Origin of the sequence: Campylobacter concisus ATCC 51562, assembly GCF_000466745.1 — a bacterium.
GTDB classification, from domain to species: domain Bacteria; phylum Campylobacterota; class Campylobacteria; order Campylobacterales; family Campylobacteraceae; genus Campylobacter_A; species Campylobacter_A concisus_B.
Genome location: NZ_ANNI01000003.1, coordinates 564,010 through 581,527, shown reverse-complemented (window position 1 = coordinate 581,527; position 17,518 = coordinate 564,010). Strand labels below are relative to the sequence as shown.

Here is a 17,518-nt window from a genome sequence, read left to right as displayed (position 1 = left end):
GGCTTAGCTTCGGCTAGGCCCTTTTTTATTTCTACGGAGAAAATGATGAACAAAACCATACTTTTTGATTTAGACGGTACACTTATTGACTCAACTTCTGCTATTTTAAAAGGATTTGATAGAGCTTTCTTGTCTCATGGTAAAAAAGAGCCAGACCATAATGCATTAAAGTCTTTGGTTGGTCATCCGCTTGAAATAATGTTTGAAAGACTTGGTGCAAGCAAAAATTTAATTGATAGCTATATAAAAGAGTATAAAGCTTGCTACGAAAAAATTTATCTTGATGAGACGGTACTTTTAGATTATGCAAATGAAGCATTGAAGGAGGCAAGTAGCTTTGCTGATGTGGGTATAGTTACTACGAAAACTTCAAAATTTTCTATTATCTTGCTTGAGCATTTAGGGGTTATAAAATATATAAAAACTGTTATTGGAAGAGATGATGTTACTAATCCAAAACCAAATCCAGAGCCTATAAATTTGGCTTTATATAGACTTAATAAAGATAAAAATAATGCATTTATGCTAGGTGACACCATTATGGATCTAATGGCTGCACAAGCTGCTTTTATTACAGGCGTAGGTCTAACTTGTGGATATGGTCAAAAGAGTGATTTGGAGAAATTTAGTAAACATATTTTCTCAAACCCATTTGAAGCTGTTAGCTTTATAAAAGAGGTTTGATAATTTAATATCCCCAAACTGCTTATCCTTTAAAGTAAATTTAACCTAACGTTTAGCTTGCTTGGCTATAAAATTTATTCCAAAATTCGTTGCTTTTGTTTGGTATAAAATCTTTTTAAAGTATTTATTATGAATTTTAAACATCTAAATTACTCTAAATAAATTGCTTAAAAACTTGCTTTCATAGTAAATTTATCTTATTTAAAATATGAAAATTTGTCTAAAAATTAGCTAACTTCTAGGAGATCATAGATTTAAGACCCTAGCCACCTTTAGAGCACTTGCAAATGCAAAATGTAAGTTATATCCGCCAAGCATGCCAGTGATGTCCAAGACTTCGCCAACAAAATAAAGTCCCTTAACGTTATAAGCTTGTAAATTTTCATCTAAAAATTCACTCTTTACGCCACCTTTTGTAACTTCCGCTCTTTCAAAGCCAAATGTCCCAGCTGGGGCAAATTCATAAGCAAAAAGCCTTTTTATGATTTGTCTCTCTTCATCGCTAAATTCATAAAAAGCTCTATCTTTTAAGCCAAAATTTCTTAAAAATTCTAGCACAAATCTCTTTGGTAAGGGCAAAACCGAACTAAGTTGCTTTTTACCATTTATTAAATTTTTCTCACTAAATTTGGGCAAAAAATTTATGCAAATTCGCCCATTTTGCCAAAATAGCGAGGCGTTTAGTATTGCTGGTCCGCTTATGCCCCTATGTGTAAAAAGCAGATTACCACTAAATTTATGGCTCTCGTTTTTGCTATTTATCTTTACGTCTGCGTTTAGGCTGACGCCACTAAGTTCTTTAAGCCAAAACTCATCTTTTTGTACGCTAAATCCAACAAGTGCAGGCGCAAGAGTTGATGTTTCAATGCCAAAATCATTTGCTATTTTATAACCAATGTCACTTGCGCCAAGGGCTTTGTAGCTTAATCCTCCACTTGCGATGACTAAATTTCTAGCTCTAAATTTTTCATCTTTTGTCAAAATTTCAAAAATTTCATCTACTTTTTTAGCGCCAAGAACCTCTTTGTTGTAAAAAATATCTACATTTTGCCTTTTTAAAAGTACGCTCAAGACGCTCTTTGCACCACTATCGCAGAAAAATTGATTTTGCTTTTGCTCACTAAATTTAAGCTCGCTAAAAAATTTTAAAACTTGATTTGGAGTCAGTACTTTTAAAATTTGCTCTATAAATTTTTGCTCTCCAATATAGTTTTTAGCGCTTACAAAGCGGTTTGTGATGTTGCATCTGCCTCCACCGCTTGCTAGGATCTTTTTGCCAGCACTACTATTTTTTTCTAAGATGGCAACCTTTTTACCATTTAAATTTGCTCCTAAAAATAGTCCACTAGCACCGGCGCCAATGATGATGACGTCGTAGATCAAAACTTCAAACTCTCTTTTAAAGCCGCCTCGCTTATTAGGCGAGAGTCAAATTTTATCACTTGATTTTTCTCGTTTTTGTAATAATCCACCACGCCTTTTTGTCTATTTAGCAACTCTAAATTTAAGCTTACTTCAGGGCTTAGATAGATGTTTTTAAAAATTCTTGGATCGCTTAGGCTAAAGAGTAAAACAAGCCAGATCACGCAAAGCACCACGCAGATAATGGCGAGTACTTTAAAGCCAAAGGCGTGCAAGATATACCCACCAAATGCACCTCCAACAAAGCTTCCTAGATAGCCAAATGAATTAAATACACCAAGGGCTGAGCCTTTTTGTGAGGATTTTACAAATTTTGTTGCAGTTGATTGCATAATGGGCTCGTGAAGGTTAAATCCTATAAAAAATATAGCAACTCCCAAAACGAAGATAAAAAGTGTAAAACTAATGGCAAAAATGGTGTAGGTTAGAGCAAAAAGCAGCGTACCAGCTATCAAGATGACCTTGCTAAGTCCCTTGCCATCGCCAAGGGCGCCAGCTAGCCCCATAGCCAAAAAGCCAAGCACGGCGCCAAGTGTATAGACCTTGTAAAGCTCGCTACTTTCGTAACCATACTCTTTTACCAAAACGATAGGGATCACCAAAAATGCGATACTTGCTAGCATCTTTTGCATAAAAGAGGTGAAATTTATGATCATGTAGTCTTTTTGTAAAAACAGCTTACCAAATGGCACTTTTTCACTTTTGGCACTCACTTTTATCTCTTTTGGCACAACTGTATAAAGAAGTACAATGCAAAGTAGGCTAAGAGCGGCGCTTAGATAAAAGAGACTTGAAAGTCCGTAGTCTTTGGCAAGAAGTGGCCCAAGCACCATAGAAAGTGTGAAACTAAGTCCTATAAAAGCGCCCATTATCGCCATAGCTTTTGAGCGTTTTTCTTCTGTTATATAGTCACTTATCATCGCAGTTGCAACTGCTCCGATAGCACCTACGCCTTGTAAAAATCTACCAAATAGCATGGTAAAAATATCGCTTGTATGTGCACAAATTATTGAGCCGATGATAAAAACCAAAAGTCCGATCGTTAATGTTTTTTTGCGTCCTATCCTATCAGAGAGTGCTCCAAAAGGTACTTGAAATATCATCTGTGAGATCGCATAGACGCCTACTATTAGCCCTACTAAAAACTCGTTTGCTCCGCGTAAATTTAAGGCATAAAGGCTAAGCACTGGCAAAACTATAAAAAGACCTAAAAATCTGCTTGCTATGATAAAAGATAGTGGTAAAACGCTTTTTAACATAAAATTTTCCTTATTTTTAAAAGGACTAAGTTTATCATTTTAACGCTAATTTAAATTTAAAAATTTAATCTACTTTTTTGTAAAATACGCCCAAAAATCAAGGAGCTCTTGCAATGAAGATCGTGCTTGCGACGTCAAATTTAGACAAAGTAAAAGAGATAAAAGAGTATTTAAAAGGCTATGAAATTTACGCCTTAAGCGAGGTTGTAAAGCCATTTGAGATCGTTGAAGATGGCAGCACTTTTCAGCAAAATGCACTCATAAAGTCAAGAGCCGTCTTTGCAAAGCTTAAAGGGCAGGGGCTTGAGGGCGAATTTATTGCACTTAGCGATGATAGTGGCATTAGTGTGGATGCACTTGGTGGCGAGCCCGGGATCTACTCTGCGCGCTATTTTGACCTTGATGAAAATGGCAAGGTATGCGGCAAGAACGCAGATGACGCAAACAACAGAGCAAAGTTAATTAGCAAGCTAAAGGCGCTAAATTTAGAGAGCTCACCAGCTCACTACACCGCCTGTATCGCTATTAGCTCAAAATTTGGCGACTACACGACGCACGGCTTCATGTACGGCGAAGCGATAAACGAGGAGAGGGGTACAAATGGCTTTGGTTACGACGCACTTTTTATCCCAAATGGCTTTAACAAGACACTTGGCGAGCTAGATAATGAGACAAAGCTTGAAATTTCTCACCGCTCAAAGGGACTTGAGCTTGCAAATTTCGTGCTAAAAAGTCTAAAGAAAAACTTTAGTTAAGCCCATTTAGCCCTTTGTTAGCTCTCTCTAAAAGATCCCGTGCGCGAGGATTTTGCTCTTTTCCATTTAAAATTTCAAGCACTTTTTTGTAGTTTTGGGTAGCTTCGTCCTTTTGATTAAGCTTTGCTAGGTCGTTAGCAAGCTCTACTAAAAGCTCTGATCGCACAAGCTCGTTGCCGCTTAACTCCGGCGTGATATCAAGTAAATTTAGCGCTAAAAGGTGGTTTTCGTGGGCTTTGTCAAAGTCGTTTTTTAGGTAGTAGGCGCTAGCGATGCCTTTTATACAGATGAGTTCGTCGTTCATTGGGGCATTTGGCGCGTTGTCATAAATTTTTAGAGCTTCTTGAAAATTAGCAAGTGCTTCGTCGTATCTGCCTAGCGCCTTTTGTGCCGCACCTAGGCTATGATAAGAGCGAGCTAGTAGCAGCTTGTCTCTAACGTTTGCCGCAAGCTCTAGGGCTCTTTGTGAGAGCTCTAACGCCTTTTGTGGCTCTTTATTTACCATGCAAATGCTAGTGCTATTTATGAGCGAAGTGATCGCCTGCTCGGTGTTGCCCTCTTTTAAGCAGACATCAGTCGCTTGCTCGGCTAAATTTATGGCTCTCTCCAAATTTCTATCGCTTTTATAAAACTCCCTCACACTCTCTTGTATTAGCTCGTCACAGCTACTTGCAAAGAGGCAAATAGGCGCTAAAAATAGAAAAATTTTCTTCATCTTTTTACATTTAATCTTAACATTTAGCAGTAAATTTGGACAACAATATTGACTGTAATACCAACTTTAACTATTTAAAAAACGAATAGCCATTAGGAATATCAACTATTCCATCTTTATCAGCACTAACTGCTTCCATTAATATATCAGAACAATAGCAAACCGGTTTTTTACTGGATATATTAATCTTGGGATAAATATAATATTTTTTAGAGATATCATCTAAATTGAATTTAGTAAAACAGTCAATATTGAAGTAGTCTCTATAGCATTTTAGTAAATACTCTAAGAAAAGCTTTGAAGACTTTAACTGTAAAACGGCTTTATCTATGTATTCAACACTTGGTTTAATTTCACAAAAACATATTCTTAAACCATCGTTTATTTTTAAAAATACTATAAAATCACAATGCGAATCGGTTGAAACACTATTTCCTTTAAAAAACTTAATAGTATGAGTTTTCTCTTTTTGTCGCAGTATTAAAACATCGTCTTTATTTTTAAATGTGAAATTTATTTCTTTAATGGGACTTTCTTTTTTTTCCTCTGTTATTTTAAATAAATTCCCGTGAGGTTTAATTTTTAAATCATCACAAATAGCTTCCCAAAAATCTTTTAAATTTTTATTTGTCATTTTTGTTACTCTCTAAAAGTGCAGCAAAAATTAAGCTTTGATTTTCATTTTGTGTATCTATTGGAGAATCAAAAGTATTCATAAAAATTCCGCGTTCATTGATATCAACACTACTCAAAATGTTTTTACCTTTTTTATTCTCTGCCAAATATGCTTTTACTTTTTGATGGTTAATTTTGTACTCTTTTGTATAACCTTTATTTTTAAACTTATCTATCTGGTCGTCAGTTAAACTTCCAAGCATTACACAATTACTTATTTCACGAACAATATAATCACTATGAGTTGTGATAAACACTTTTATGCCCGCATTTGCAAGTAATACCAAAAGCCTAGCGACTAAAATTTGATTATTCGGATGTAGATTTAATTCAGGCTCATCGATCATAAGGATGTCTTTCTTGCTGGCCGTATTAAGAATATAGAAATTTAACATCAAAAGAGATCTAACTGAGCTAGAAGCTATCTCTATATTGTAACCTTTTCTTGATTTTTTAGGTTGAAATAAAATTCCTATATCTGTAACCTTATATTTACCTCCAACTAAATTGCTTAACACCTTCAGGATTTCTTGATTCTTGCTATTGTCCTCTTTAAAACAACTATCTTTTTTAGATAGTTGTTTTAAGCTTCTTATAAAATTAATATTGTCTCTAACCGGCTTTGGGTATAGTTGTTTTTTTTCATCTAATATTTCAAATACATCAACATCTTCATCTCTTGCCATTCTTTTTAAAGTTTCCAATTTTGCTATTTTTGTAAAGTCGAGTTCTTCTTGAAAAATTGATGCACCAGTCCTTTCAACGCTCAAAATAAAATTATTTCTTAAAATTATATGTAGTAAAGCGTCAGATAAAAGATTCATGTAGTCAGCAATATATCTTTTACCAATAATACCATTTATGGGTTTTATTATAAGTCCATCATCATATAGAATATGTTCAAACCTTCTTTTTGCCCTTACCAATAAATTATCTGATATTAAAAATACATTAATGGCGTCTTTTATTTCATCCATTGAAATTGAGATTTCAACATTAAATTCTAAATTTGCAAAGTCATCTTCTTTTCCAGCCATAACTCCAATTAAAAAATATTCTTCGTACATTTTTGACTTGTTTAACATGTGTTTTTGTAATCGTTCTTTGATTTTATTATATGTAAGTTTTATTTCTTGTATATCATCATGTTCTACATTATCAGAAATATCCCCTCTAGCTCTATAATAAGGTACCTCTCGTATATTGCGCATATAGTCTAAATAGCCATACAAACTGTAAGTAGCGTAAGTTTTGCCTGTATTATTTTCACCACATATAATAGTTAGATTGCCTACCTCAAAATTTGCCTCATCAAGCATTCCAACATTTTTCAGGCTTACTTTCATCAATAATCCTTTGAAATTTTTAAATTTATAATTATTTAAACGGGATTGTATCTAAAAAAAGATAAAATCGAAGGAAAATTTAAGGAGCCCAAATGTCAAATATCTTAATCATAGGCGCGGGCGGCGTGAGCCAAGTCGCGACCGTAAAATGTGCAATGAACTCGGACGTTTTTAGCAAGATCACCCTTGCAAGCCGCACCAAAAGCAAGTGCGACGCGATCGCTAAATTTATCAAAGACCGCCTAGGCGTGCAAATTGACACCGCCCAGATCGACGCGGACGATACCGATGCCGTGGTCGCGCTCATCAAAAAAACGGGCGCCGATTTGCTTTTAAACGTCGCGCTGCCGTATCAGGACCTAACCCTCATGGACGCGTGCTCTCGCGCCGGCATCCCATACATCGACACCGCAAACTACGAGCACCCCGACACCGCCAAATTTGAATACAAGCTACAGTGGGCAAAGGACGGCGAGTTTAAAGCCGCAAACACGATGGCGCTACTGGGAAGCGGCTTTGATCCGGGAGTGACGAACGTATTTTGCGCCTACGCACAGCAAAATCTCTTTGACGAGATCCACGAGATCGACATCCTAGACTGCAACGCAGGCGATCACGGATATCCGTTCGCGACGAATTTTAACCCCGAAATCAACCTGCGCGAAGTGAGCGCAAAGGGCCGCTACTGGGAGCGCGGCGAGTGGAAAGAAACGGGGCCGATGGAAATAATGTTCAAATGGGACTACCCGAAAGTCGGCGTCAAAGATAGCTACCTGCTCTATCACGAGGAGCTTGAAAGCTTAGTAAAAAACATCAAAGGGCTAAAGCGAATCCGCTTTTTTATGACGTTCGGGCAGAGCTACCTAACTCACATGAAATGCCTAGAAAACGTCGGCATGCTGCGCATTGACGAGGTCGAGCACAACGGCGTAAAAATCGTGCCGATACAGTTTCTAAAAACCTTGCTACCTGATCCTGCAAGCCTCGGTCCTCGCACGAAGGGCAAAACCAACATCGGCTGCGTAATACGCGGCCTAAAAGACGGCAAAGAGCGTCAAGTCTATATCTATAACGTCTGCGACCACGAGGCTTGCTACGCCGAGACGGGCGCGCAGGCCGTAAGCTACACGACGGGCGTGCCTGCGATGATCGGCTCGATGATGGTCGCAAAGGGTATCTGGAGCGGGAAAGGCGTCTTTAACATGGAAAATTTCGACGCCAAGCCTTTCATGGACGAGCTAAATAAGCAGGGCTTGCCGTGGGAGATAATCGAAATGAAGCCAGGAGAAAGATACGAAGTCTAAATTTAGGCTTGTCTTTTTCTACTTATACTTCGTTGGTTTTAAATTTTGCTCGGTCATTACCCACTCGGTAACTCCCGTCACAAAATTTAAAACCGCCTCGTCTAAGCGAAAAATACTGCGCCTGATTTTTATTAAATTTAATCTCGGGACGAAATTTACTTCAAAACATTTAAAATCATCTCGCGATACTTTGCCTTATAATCTTGCATTTAAATTTTACTCGGTCACGTATTTCATATAAGCTTCCGTCGTAAAATTTAAATCCGTCTTGATTAAGGCAAAAATACCGCGCCTTGCTCTACCGTATTTAAATTTCTAGTTTAAATTTTGCACCGTTAGCATTCAAATTTTACATCAAATTTAGTTTAAGCTTCCGCACCGAAAGGCGTTTAAATTTAGCTATAATCGCTCAAATTTTATCAAAACAAATTTGAGTAAATTTAAAGCTCTCAATCTCCAGTCGCGCAAACCCTGCGCCCACTCAAATAACAACAAAAGGAAAAATTTGAACTCTTCAAAAACTTCACTATCTTTTTTAGTCGTCCTAAGTGCGCTTATGGCGTGTACATCGCTATCTACGGATGTATATCTGCCTGCTATGCCTACGATGGAGCGACAGCTGCACGGAGACTCGGAGCTCACGATAACGGGCTTTTTGATCGGCTTTGCTACCATGCAGCTCGTCTGGGGGCCTATCAGCGATAGAACCTAGCGTAAAATTCCACTTTTCATCGGTATGGCGCTCTTTGCGATCGGATCGGTAGGATGTGCGATGTCGGACACTATGCTGCGCCCTTTTCTGGCGCGTGTTTCAGGCCGTGGGCGCATGCGTAGGACCGATGCTAAGCAGGGCCAAAGCCATAAAATGCGGAGCGATCTTTTCGGTAGCTCGCAGGCCGCACAGATGCTCTCTACGCTAGTTATCATCATGGCGATAGCGCCGATAGTAGGTCCGTTATTGGGCGGCGCGATATTGGAGTTTGGCTCTTGGCACGGGATATTTTGGCTGATGGCGCTAGCTAGCGCGGTTATGTTTGCGATGATTTTTTCTCTACCGGAGACCTTGCCGCCGCAAAAGCGCTCCACAAAGCCCATCGTATCGTCTTTTAGAAACTATCTAAGATTATTACAAGACGCCAAATTTATGCGCTACACTCTTAGCGTGACGTTTTTCTACGTAGCCGCCTATGCCTTTATCACGGGCTCATCGTTTGTATATATCGATTATTTCGGTATTCCTAGCAAATACTACGGATTTTTATTCGGCATAAACATCGTGGGCGTCATGGCGCTAAGTTTCGTAAACAAAAAGCTGGTAAAGCGCTATGCGCTAAACCGCCTGCTCATAGTCTCCACGCTCGTTGCCGCGCTTGCTGCCAGCGTGCTGTTTGCGTTTGCGTTTTTCAAAACGGGCGGCGTTCTTGGCGTGGTAATCCCGATGTTTTTCGTTTTTAGCATGAACGGCATCATCGCTTCTTGCTCCAATGCCGTCGCTCTTGATAGCGTGCCGCAGGAGATGAAGGGTTCTGCCGCTGCGCTCATCGGCTCGCTGCAATACGGCAGCGGCATCCTCTCCTCGGCGATGCTTGCGGCGTTTTCTGCGGGTACGCCGTGGACAATGTCTTGGATAATAGCTCTGTTTGTTTGGCTAAGCGCGCTCGCAGCGTATTTTAACAAATAAATTTAGCCTTGCGGGTTTGGCTCAAATTTTGATCAAATTCGCAAATTTGGGTCACTAAAGCTAAAAATCAAATTTGATGCCGGCGGCCGAGCCAAATTTTACTTTTTCTTATTTTCGCTTTTTTGCGCGTTTAGCGCCTCAAATTTCTGCTTTAAAATTTTAAAAACCTCGTGCTTTGAGAGCTCGTATTTGTCGTATATCACGGCGTTATCATCGCCGCTAGGCTGCATGAGGCCATATGCTAGCCCGCCTTTTTTTAAATTTTATATTTGAAACACTAATTTTGCGCTTGGCGTCTATCTCGGGGATACCGATTTCGTCGATATCTTTAAAATAAAATTTCGCATTCTTGCCGCGAAAAATCCGTCATCTTCGATTTTTCGGTATCACAGAATAAGAAACTAGGATAAAGAAATAATTTCGGCACAAGCTAACTTACTGGCGCCGAAATTGAAAGTTATTTTATCACTGCTTCAAAGCCAACATCTACATCTGGATAGCTCTTTCCACCGTGAAATGGTTTAGCGGCAGCGGCAAATTTATCAAAGCTCTCATTTAGCTTCAAATCATTTACAAGATCCACTGAAAATTTTGCTACTAGCTTGCCATTTTGCACTTCATATTTTGTTTTAAAAATTTTTGAATTGCCATTTATGCTAAGCTCAACATCCATTTCTCCGGCTTTATCATCGCCATTCACTGCTACGATCTTGCCATCTACTGCCTTACCATCGAAAATAATGCCAATCCTTTTATCGCGGTCAGGCAGCTTTGTGTCGATATCTTTTGGCTCAAGCTTAAATTCAAAACTCTTTAAAAAATCAGCAAAATTTGCATTTTCTTGACTTTTAAAATTTATCGTTTTAAAAGTACCTGGTACGGCTGTTTTATTTGCTAGCTTGTAACCAGTAAATGTTACCTTTGGTTCACCTTCTACGCTAAATGCAAGAGCTGAAACTGCAAAAAATGAAGCTGCTAAAGCAACAGAAGTAAGTTTGTTCATAAAGAATCCTTTTTATAATATTGATAATAAATATCGCAAATTATATACCCACTTACTTCAAAAAAGACTTAAAAACTCTTTTTAATTAATGAATAAATTTTTAATATCTTTTTACTCTGGATCATCGCTAAAATCGTTATCCCTAAAGATCACATAAAAATTTATGAGCCAAAAAACAAAAGCGATTGCTATTAGCATTGCGGGCAAATGAATGTAAAAGCCACTCCAAAAATAAGCCAAAATTCCTCTGCTAACACCAGCTAAAAGAACTAAAATAAATGCAATTTTGCTAAGGCGTAAAAACTCAAGCTCTTGCCCGCTGTGACGAAGTCCAGCGACATTAAATATAAGCATCACGCTAAAAACTACTGCATTTATCGCTATTAGATGCATAAAATTTGTTTCAAGATGGAGTTCAAAAATGCCGCTAAAGCCGATCCCTAAAAATCCAACCGCTAAAAATAGCTGCATAAAATAGTATAAAAGCACAAAACTATGTCTAAAAAGCTCTTTATAGTGCCACTCTTTAAGCTTTGCAAGTACCGCACTTCCGCAAGCTATCGCGGCATAATAGACACCCATGCTTTCCTCAAAAAATATATTTAAAAGCAAAAAAGCACAAACGCAGCAGATAGCGATATTTTTATAGATAAAATTTGGCACAAAAACAGCTTCATCCATGCCTTTTTCTCTTTTTAGCGCTTCTTTCCCAAGTACGACACTAACGCGGTAAGAGATTAGTAAGATAGCGATTACGTGGATAAAAACTTGTAAATTTAGAAATTTTTCATTGCCACTTATTAGATAATAAATTTCAAAGCCTAAAATGCCAAACAAAAAGCCAAGCACGCCAAATTGATCATCGTTTTTATCCTGCCAGATCATATAAACACAAAGCAAAACCAAGTAAAGCCAAAAAAGAGCGATAAAGCAGTGTGCTAAAAATAGGCTAAAAAATGCCAATATAAAGCTTATAAAAAAGAGTGAAAATAATATATAAGCATGTATTTTTAGAGATGCTTGAAAATTTGTCCAATCAGTTAGTCCAGTTAGCAAAAATCCAGCATAAGCAAGGGCTAAAAAAAGTTGCAAAAATATAAATTTATGCAAACTCACAAAATCAGTTGGAGTAAAAAACACACTAGCACCAAGCACCGCACAGGCGGCACTCATTAAGAAAAATATCCTCATAGGATGAGTAAAAAAGTTATTAATCATAATAAATTTGCCCTTTGAAATTTTCATCTATCATCTTGCTAATAAACGTAAAATCGCGCTCTTTGAAATCTTTGTCTATTTCAAGTTCTCTTTGTATAACTGCACCTTTACTTGATAGGAAATAAATTCTATTTGACATCTTCACAGCCTCCATTCTATCGTGCGTGACGAGAACTACGCTCATACCTTCGCTTACTCTTTGGCCAATAATCTCAATCAAAATTTCTTTCATATCATAATCAAGCCCAGAAAAAGGCTCATCCATTAAAAGTAGATCAGGCTTTGTTACGACCGCTCTTACGAAAGCTACCCTTTGTCTCATGCCGCCACTTAGCTCGCTTGGGTATTTTAAAATGTCCTTTTGGCTTAATCCAACCTTTTTAAAAAGCTCTAAAACGGCGTTAACATCTGGTTTATCCATAACCAAAAGCACATTTTCAAGAGCATTTTTCCATGTTAGCAGACGATTTTCTTGAAAAAAATATGTAGTCTTTTTAAAGTTATTAAAAATTTTTCCTTTTCTAGGCTCATTTAGTCCGCTAATAAGCCGAAGTATCGTCGTCTTACCACATCCTGATGGCCCAAAAAGCGTCACTACCTCGCCACCTTTTACATTTAGACTAAAATTCCTTACGACCTTATCTCTTAAAATTTCATACTCTACATTTTTAAGCTCAAGCATCATCTTCTCCAAGGCATCAAAGCTATTTTTAATGGCTCGATGATGAGGTATTCAAAAAGCATGATAAGAGTGATGCTTAAAAGAACATATGCCATTACCTCGGTTGTTTCAAGCATTGCCCTTGCATTTGCTATCTTTGCTCCCATGCCGTTATTTGCACCTAGTAGCTCAGCCATTATGACTATCTTTACGCCCATTGCGACAGCTACGCTAATAGAGCTTATTATGTAGCTCGTAAGATGCGGGATGTAAAGGTGTCTTATCTTTTTTAAAATTCCTAGATTATAAGCGTCAAACATCTCTTTTAGCTCCTCATCTACGCTACTCATAGCAACTGCCGAGCTTGCAAAAGTAAGCGGTAAAACGGTTATAAAGATAGTAAAAACGGTGCTAAAATTTCCAAATCCAAACCAAAAAATAGCAAGTACTATCCAAATAATCGGCGGCATTGACAAAAGCAAGGTGATAACAGGCTTTAAAAAGGCCGCAAAACTTTTAAAACTACCTGCTACTAGCCCTAGAAATATACCAAAAAATGTTGCCGAGCAAACTCCGATCAGTGATCTGCAAAGCGTTATGTTTATCTCGCTGTTTTTATAATCTTTTAAAATTTCACAGGCTTTTAAAAATACATCTTTTGGTGGTGGAAGCAAGAGTGGGGAGCTAAACTCGCTTCCCACTTGCCAAATGGCTAAGATCAAAAAAACTACGGCAAATCCGCTAAATCCGCCCCAAAAATAGTCAATTATTTTTAAAAAGCTTGAGCGATCTTTTTTGATGCCATCAATTAGTATCATAAAAATAGACCTTTATCTGGCATCTTACCGCCTAGAAATTTTGGATTAAACTGATAAATTTCTTCAAAAAACGCCATGATCTCATTTTGTAGTTCATTTGCTTTTGTTACTGTTAAATTTGCCTTATCAAAAGCATTTGCAAGCGCTACTTCTGGAGCTGGCAAGTAGCTCGAGCCAATCTTTGCTGCGCTTTGTTTGTTCTCAAGTATCCATGAAAGTGCATTTTTAAGGTCATTATGAAGCGTATCAAATAGACTTAAGTTTTTCTCGTAAAAGCCTCTTTCTACGATAATGCCAGCCATTGGGATTATCGGTTTTGTACCAAAGCTCTCGCCCCAAATTTTTGGAAAATCAACTGAGTAATGCACGCTAACGCCTGCTTTTTTACCGCGCAAAATAGTCGCTTCGCCAAGAGGTTGTGGAACTATTAAAATGTCAAAATCTTTTTGTAAAAATAAAAGTAGAGCCTCAGGAGGTGTTGCTGTATAGGTGATGTCTATTTTGCTAACGTCTATGCCTCGCTTCTTGCAAAGTGCTCTTAGGACAAGATCAGGCATGTCGCCTCTAAATGGCATGATAAGCTTTTTGCCTACAAAATCTTCTAAATTTTTGATCTTTTCATCCTTAACCATAGCGTTCATAACGCCAAGAGTCAGCAAATTTAACATCGCAAAATCAAGCCCTTGGTTTCTTAAATTTGCAGCGACATTTGATGGTGACATCGTGACTTTGATATCCCCGCTAGCTACGCCTGCACGCAGCTGATCTGGTGTTTTCCATATATTTAGACTTACATCATAAGTTTTGTTTAACTCGCCTTGCAGCGCAGCAACCGCCATGATAACGCTTGGGATCGCTGGTGCACCCCACATAGTAAAGCTCTCTTTTGCAAATAAATTTGGTGCAAATGCGCTAACGCCTAAAGCTGTGCTAAGTCCTAAAAATTTTCTTCTATTTAACATCTTTTTCTCCTTTAAAAACTGCTGTGGAAACTAATGAAAAATGTCCTACCAGGGGCATGAACGACTACTGGATCAAGTGCTGCCACGTGATCACCGCTGATAAATTCTGCATAATCTTTATCAAATAAATTTGCTACGCCAAATCTTATGCCAACTTTATTTTTAAACTCTATGCCACCATAAAGATCAAGCAAACCAAATCCTTTTGCGGCCTCTTTTTTGTCAATACCTAGACCATTTTGCTTGCTAAAATCGCCTCTAGTTTGCTTTGAAACTAGCCTTAGCGCAGTGCCAAGATTATAGCTGCCAAAACTTGCATAGTTTTTGTAGTCAAATGCAAAATTTGCTTCAAAAGGCCTTATTTGATAAAGCGGTCTGCCATCGGTTTTGTTTTGTCCGTAGTTATAATAAAACGAGCTTTTTAAGCCAAAGTGCCTTGCAAAGCTATATTCTGTATTGAAATTTACACTATAAAGCGTTGCATCAACGTTTCTTGAGATGACGGCATTTTTATTTATTAGTGGCATCGCAGCCTTTGAGTGGCGTCTATCAAAAATGATCAAATTTTTAACACTATCAGCGATGAAATGTCCTCCAAAGCTAAATGCATCTTTGTTTTGAAGCGAGTTTAGGTATTCTTTGTAAAACTCGCTGCCAAATTTAAAGCCAAGAACCGCTCTGTTGTGTCTTTCTGGCTCTAAATTTGGATTTGCTATCCAGCCTTTATCGCCTTCGCCATAAAGTGCATTGAAACGCTCCATATTGCTTGGCAAGCGAGATAAGCTCTCAAGTTTTGCAAAGTAGCTATCCTTGTCATTTGGTGTAAATTTATATTTTAAGCTTGCACTAAAAGCGTCTTTTTTGATCTTGTCACTTACATCCTCGCCGTAAATTTGACGAACTAATTTGCGAGTAGTATTAGGTGCGATCGGATTTGGCACGAAAAATTTAGTGTCGATGCCATTTAATTTACTTCTTTGCTCTTCATATTTTAAGGCAAGCGAGGCTTCATTTGCTTCATTAAATTTATAAGCAAGTGTGTCAAAGAGCATAAATTTATCATTTCTAACATCGGCAAATCTATATCCATTAAAGACCCAGTTGTTGCCTTGCTTCATGTATCTTTTGCCGTCATGTTTATCTTTTTCAAAGCCCGCGCCTATTTGATTGTGAAAGCTTGCAAAGTCAGCGTCATACTTTAAATTTGCCTCAAATATATTTCTCTTTAAATCCACTTTTACATTTGGAGTGGCATCTCTTAGATGAAAATTATCAGCTTTTCGCTCAACTTTTTTTAGGACAAATTCAAAATTTAGCGTATTTGAAAGATCTTCTTCGCCTAATCTTATATTTAGCTTGCCGACTTTTCTTGTCGTTTTAAAGGCATCCATCACGTGCTCTGGCTGCTTGTCTTTATCGATATTATCCCTTAAAAACGTAAGCCTAAGCTCGCTAAGATCATTTGGCACAAAGCCTAAGATAGCGCTTTGGCCTTGCCTATTGTAGCCATAGTCCCATCTTTTGCCACTTCCATCTTTATAATTATTTGCTTTGGTGAAATTTGCGTTTAAAATGGTATAAAAATTTGCGCCACGATATTTAAAAAGCGATGAATTGTAAAAGCTTTTGCCATACATTCCAGCCGAAATATGAAACATATCAGCTGAGTTATCAAGCAAATTTGTAACAAATGGATATTCGCTTCTTTGAGTGCGGTCAAATTGATTTTCCACAAAGGCGCTTTGTGCAACGTTTGGCGTGATGACTGGCGGCGGAGCAAATTCTCTAATAGGCTTTATAATGTCTAAATTTGCTTCATTTGCTAGAAGCAGTGATGAAAGAACTGCTAGGCTTAAAATGGGCCTCATGTAAACTCCTTTTAAAGATATAATTATGATTTCTTTTATCAGAATTGTAGTAGCAAAACCCTTTATAAAAGTTGATGTAAGTCATCCTTTAAATTTTTAATCCATATTTACGAACTTAGTGTAGATAAAATGCTTAATTTTATTTTTGTAAGAGTAGCTAAACGGAGTAAATTTAATGTGAAAAATGTATAAAATTTTGATAATTGTTATATAAAATTTTAAATCATAGGTTGATTTAATTAGGCTCTAAAATTATTAAGCCTATCTCTTAGCTCTTTTGAAATGGTAAATTTTGAGAGTTCATATTTATCAAAAATGATGACCAAATCATCACCTAGTGGTTGCACTAACCCAAAGCAAGCATCTCTATCAAGACGGTTTTTCTTAAATTTTACGCTTAATGTTTCAACTTTTTTCTTATCGCCAAAGCTTTTAATGGCGATTTCGTCGATATCCTTAAAGTAAAATTTTATGCTTTTTGAGCCTTTTGTAATGATAAATCCATCATCTTCAATACGTAAAAAGTTGTTTTGAAAAATTTTTCTAACACAAAAGAACGCTGAGAGAGCGCCAATGATGATGCCAAAGAGAGACGCTGCGCCAAGAGCTATATAAAAGTAGCCAACGATGCTAAATATAAAAAGTCCAAGCCCAAACGCAAGCGCCCAAAAAACATCTTTTTTACTCTCTTTTGTTATCATCATTTTTCCTTTTAAGCTAAAATCCCAGCACCATTTATCGCTTGGCTGCGCTCTTTTGCATAAATTCTCTCGCCATTTATCACGTCATATTTCCAGATCGGCGCATTTGCCTTAAAGTCCTCGACAAACTCGTTTATAAGCCTTAGTGCGACCTTTCTTTGAGGGCTTACAACGCCTGCAACATATGAGCTCGTATGCACCGCCACGTCGCCTTTTGAGTGAGCAAAGAGTACGTAGGCATTTTCTTTTTTGGCTCGCTCCTCCCAAGCGTCAAGCCATTTTTTAAGGATCGGCTCATAGATATCAAAGCTAAGCGCCGAAATACCACCTTCTTCTCTTACGATTCCAACAAAAGTGATGAGCGCACCGCAGTTTTTATCTTTAAAGCGTTCATACCACTCGTTTGTGATGCTTTGAACATCCAAGCTTCCATTATAAATTTGCAT

The 17,518-nt window shown here is 37.7% G+C and carries 19 protein-coding genes; 5 read left to right on the top strand and 14 right to left on the bottom strand.

Going from position 1 to position 17,518, the window contains the following annotated elements; translation table 11 throughout:
- The first annotated feature begins 45 nt into the window (after positions 1-45).
- Positions 46-684 carry an HAD family hydrolase gene (locus ATCC51562_RS04275; RefSeq protein WP_021090703.1) on the top strand — a complete coding sequence of 213 codons (639 nt, stop codon included), beginning with the start codon at positions 46-48 and terminating at the stop codon, positions 682-684.
- Positions 685-930: 246 nt separating this feature from the next.
- On the opposite strand, the gene ATCC51562_RS04270 is transcribed toward ATCC51562_RS04275, so the two are convergent.
- Positions 931-2,067: an NAD(P)/FAD-dependent oxidoreductase gene (locus ATCC51562_RS04270; protein WP_021090955.1), complete on the bottom strand. Its 1,137-nt coding sequence runs from the start codon at positions 2,065-2,067 to the stop codon at positions 931-933.
- Positions 2,064-3,365, bottom strand: a complete 1,302-nt coding sequence (locus ATCC51562_RS04265) for an MFS transporter (protein WP_021090555.1) — start codon at positions 3,363-3,365, stop codon at positions 2,064-2,066. Before ATCC51562_RS04265 ends, ATCC51562_RS04270 begins: the two co-directional genes overlap by 4 nt.
- A gap of 113 nt (positions 3,366-3,478) precedes the next feature.
- Here ATCC51562_RS04265 and ATCC51562_RS04260 point away from each other — a divergent pair, with 113 nt between their 5' ends.
- A complete protein-coding gene (locus tag ATCC51562_RS04260) occupies positions 3,479-4,120 on the top strand; it encodes a non-canonical purine NTP pyrophosphatase (protein ID WP_035167278.1) in 642 nt (213 codons plus the stop codon).
- Here ATCC51562_RS04260 and ATCC51562_RS04255 read toward each other — a convergent pair.
- The 3 genes from ATCC51562_RS04255 to ATCC51562_RS04245 all read right to left on the bottom strand — a co-directional run bounded on the left by ATCC51562_RS04255 (position 4,113) and on the right by ATCC51562_RS04245 (position 6,856).
- Complete coding sequence (locus ATCC51562_RS04255; RefSeq protein ID WP_021090620.1) at positions 4,113-4,835, bottom strand: tetratricopeptide repeat protein; 723 nt, start codon at positions 4,833-4,835, stop codon at positions 4,113-4,115. The two genes, ATCC51562_RS04260 and ATCC51562_RS04255, sit on opposite strands and share 8 nt — an antisense overlap.
- A 70-nt stretch (positions 4,836-4,905) precedes the next feature.
- The gene (locus ATCC51562_RS04250; RefSeq protein ID WP_021091028.1) at positions 4,906-5,469 is read right to left on the bottom strand and encodes a hypothetical protein; all 564 of its coding nucleotides are present in this window, start codon (positions 5,467-5,469) and stop codon (positions 4,906-4,908) included.
- Complete coding sequence (locus ATCC51562_RS04245; RefSeq protein ID WP_021090605.1) at positions 5,459-6,856, bottom strand: AAA family ATPase; 1,398 nt, start codon at positions 6,854-6,856, stop codon at positions 5,459-5,461. Before ATCC51562_RS04245 ends, ATCC51562_RS04250 begins: the two co-directional genes overlap by 11 nt.
- A 92-nt stretch (positions 6,857-6,948) precedes the next feature.
- On the opposite strand from ATCC51562_RS04245, the gene ATCC51562_RS04240 reads away from it, so the two are divergent.
- The 3 genes from ATCC51562_RS04240 to ATCC51562_RS04235 all read left to right on the top strand — a co-directional run bounded on the left by ATCC51562_RS04240 (position 6,949) and on the right by ATCC51562_RS04235 (position 9,841).
- Positions 6,949-8,160 (top strand): saccharopine dehydrogenase family protein, encoded by a 1,212-nt coding sequence (locus ATCC51562_RS04240; protein WP_021090993.1) that lies wholly within the window; start codon positions 6,949-6,951, stop codon positions 8,158-8,160.
- A 505-nt stretch (positions 8,161-8,665) separates the two neighbouring features.
- A complete protein-coding gene (locus tag ATCC51562_RS09690; RefSeq protein ID WP_200862424.1) occupies positions 8,666-8,872 on the top strand; it encodes a hypothetical protein in 207 nt (68 codons plus the stop codon).
- Positions 8,873-8,932: 60 nt separating this feature from the next.
- On the top strand, positions 8,933-9,841 hold the full coding sequence (locus tag ATCC51562_RS04235) for an MFS transporter (protein ID WP_200862423.1): 909 nt from the start codon (positions 8,933-8,935) through the stop codon (positions 9,839-9,841).
- Between the two features lie 98 nt (positions 9,842-9,939).
- Here the strand turns inward: ATCC51562_RS04235 and ATCC51562_RS09900 are convergent, their stop codons facing one another.
- From ATCC51562_RS09900 to ATCC51562_RS04190, 9 genes are all read right to left on the bottom strand, one after another.
- Entirely contained in the window at positions 9,940-10,071 is a 132-nt protein-coding gene (locus tag ATCC51562_RS09900; RefSeq protein WP_021090941.1) for a hypothetical protein, read from the bottom strand.
- Between the two features lie 227 nt (positions 10,072-10,298).
- Positions 10,299-10,844, bottom strand: coding sequence for a hypothetical protein (locus ATCC51562_RS04225; RefSeq protein WP_021090726.1), 546 nt, complete (start codon positions 10,842-10,844; stop codon positions 10,299-10,301).
- 111 nt (positions 10,845-10,955) lie between these two features.
- Positions 10,956-12,062, bottom strand: coding sequence for an NnrS family protein (locus ATCC51562_RS04220; RefSeq protein ID WP_035167349.1), 1,107 nt, complete (start codon positions 12,060-12,062; stop codon positions 10,956-10,958).
- A complete protein-coding gene (locus ATCC51562_RS04215) occupies positions 12,055-12,744 on the bottom strand; it encodes an ABC transporter ATP-binding protein (RefSeq protein ID WP_021090724.1) in 690 nt (229 codons plus the stop codon). The genes ATCC51562_RS04220 and ATCC51562_RS04215 overlap by 8 nt, the downstream gene beginning before the upstream one ends.
- Positions 12,744-13,541 carry an ABC transporter permease gene (locus ATCC51562_RS04210; RefSeq protein ID WP_021090628.1) on the bottom strand — a complete coding sequence of 266 codons (798 nt, stop codon included), beginning with the start codon at positions 13,539-13,541 and terminating at the stop codon, positions 12,744-12,746. Before ATCC51562_RS04210 ends, ATCC51562_RS04215 begins: the two co-directional genes overlap by 1 nt.
- The gene (locus ATCC51562_RS04205; protein WP_021090551.1) at positions 13,538-14,503 is read right to left on the bottom strand and encodes an ABC transporter substrate-binding protein; all 966 of its coding nucleotides are present in this window, start codon (positions 14,501-14,503) and stop codon (positions 13,538-13,540) included. Before ATCC51562_RS04205 ends, ATCC51562_RS04210 begins: the two co-directional genes overlap by 4 nt.
- A gap of 11 nt (positions 14,504-14,514) precedes the next feature.
- Complete coding sequence (locus ATCC51562_RS04200; RefSeq protein WP_021090590.1) at positions 14,515-16,371, bottom strand: TonB-dependent receptor domain-containing protein; 1,857 nt, start codon at positions 16,369-16,371, stop codon at positions 14,515-14,517.
- Between the two features lie 239 nt (positions 16,372-16,610).
- Complete coding sequence (locus tag ATCC51562_RS04195) at positions 16,611-17,072, bottom strand: hypothetical protein (RefSeq protein ID WP_021090493.1); 462 nt, start codon at positions 17,070-17,072, stop codon at positions 16,611-16,613.
- Between the two features lie 11 nt (positions 17,073-17,083).
- Positions 17,084-17,518, bottom strand: a complete 435-nt coding sequence (locus ATCC51562_RS04190) for a molybdopterin synthase catalytic subunit (protein ID WP_021090672.1) — start codon at positions 17,516-17,518, stop codon at positions 17,084-17,086.

Bases quoted from the DNA above. Each gene is read 5' to 3' on its own strand.
- ATCC51562_RS04275 (WP_021090703.1), top strand. From the start codon at position 46: ATGAACAAAACCATACTTTTTGATTTAGACGGTACACTTATTGACTCA.
- ATCC51562_RS04265 (WP_021090555.1), bottom strand. From the start codon at position 3,365: ATGTTAAAAAGCGTTTTACCACTATCTTTTATCATAGCAAGCAGATTT.
- ATCC51562_RS04260 (WP_035167278.1), top strand. From the start codon at position 3,479: ATGAAGATCGTGCTTGCGACGTCAAATTTAGACAAAGTAAAAGAGATA.
- ATCC51562_RS04255 (WP_021090620.1), bottom strand. From the start codon at position 4,835: ATGAAGAAAATTTTTCTATTTTTAGCGCCTATTTGCCTCTTTGCAAGT.
- ATCC51562_RS04250 (WP_021091028.1), bottom strand. From the start codon at position 5,469: ATGACAAATAAAAATTTAAAAGATTTTTGGGAAGCTATTTGTGATGAT.
- ATCC51562_RS04245 (WP_021090605.1), bottom strand. From the start codon at position 6,856: ATGAAAGTAAGCCTGAAAAATGTTGGAATGCTTGATGAGGCAAATTTT.
- ATCC51562_RS04240 (WP_021090993.1), top strand. From the start codon at position 6,949: ATGTCAAATATCTTAATCATAGGCGCGGGCGGCGTGAGCCAAGTCGCG.
- ATCC51562_RS04235 (WP_200862423.1), top strand. From the start codon at position 8,933: ATGTCGGACACTATGCTGCGCCCTTTTCTGGCGCGTGTTTCAGGCCGT.
- ATCC51562_RS09900 (WP_021090941.1), bottom strand. From the start codon at position 10,071: ATGCAGCCTAGCGGCGATGATAACGCCGTGATATACGACAAATACGAG.
- ATCC51562_RS04225 (WP_021090726.1), bottom strand. From the start codon at position 10,844: ATGAACAAACTTACTTCTGTTGCTTTAGCAGCTTCATTTTTTGCAGTT.
- ATCC51562_RS04220 (WP_035167349.1), bottom strand. From the start codon at position 12,062: ATGATTAATAACTTTTTTACTCATCCTATGAGGATATTTTTCTTAATG.
- ATCC51562_RS04215 (WP_021090724.1), bottom strand. From the start codon at position 12,744: ATGCTTGAGCTTAAAAATGTAGAGTATGAAATTTTAAGAGATAAGGTC.
- ATCC51562_RS04210 (WP_021090628.1), bottom strand. From the start codon at position 13,541: ATGATACTAATTGATGGCATCAAAAAAGATCGCTCAAGCTTTTTAAAA.
- ATCC51562_RS04205 (WP_021090551.1), bottom strand. From the start codon at position 14,503: ATGTTAAATAGAAGAAAATTTTTAGGACTTAGCACAGCTTTAGGCGTT.
- ATCC51562_RS04200 (WP_021090590.1), bottom strand. From the start codon at position 16,371: ATGAGGCCCATTTTAAGCCTAGCAGTTCTTTCATCACTGCTTCTAGCA.
- ATCC51562_RS04195 (WP_021090493.1), bottom strand. From the start codon at position 17,072: ATGATAACAAAAGAGAGTAAAAAAGATGTTTTTTGGGCGCTTGCGTTT.
- ATCC51562_RS04190 (WP_021090672.1), bottom strand. From the start codon at position 17,518: ATGCAAATTTATAATGGAAGCTTGGATGTTCAAAGCATCACAAACGAG.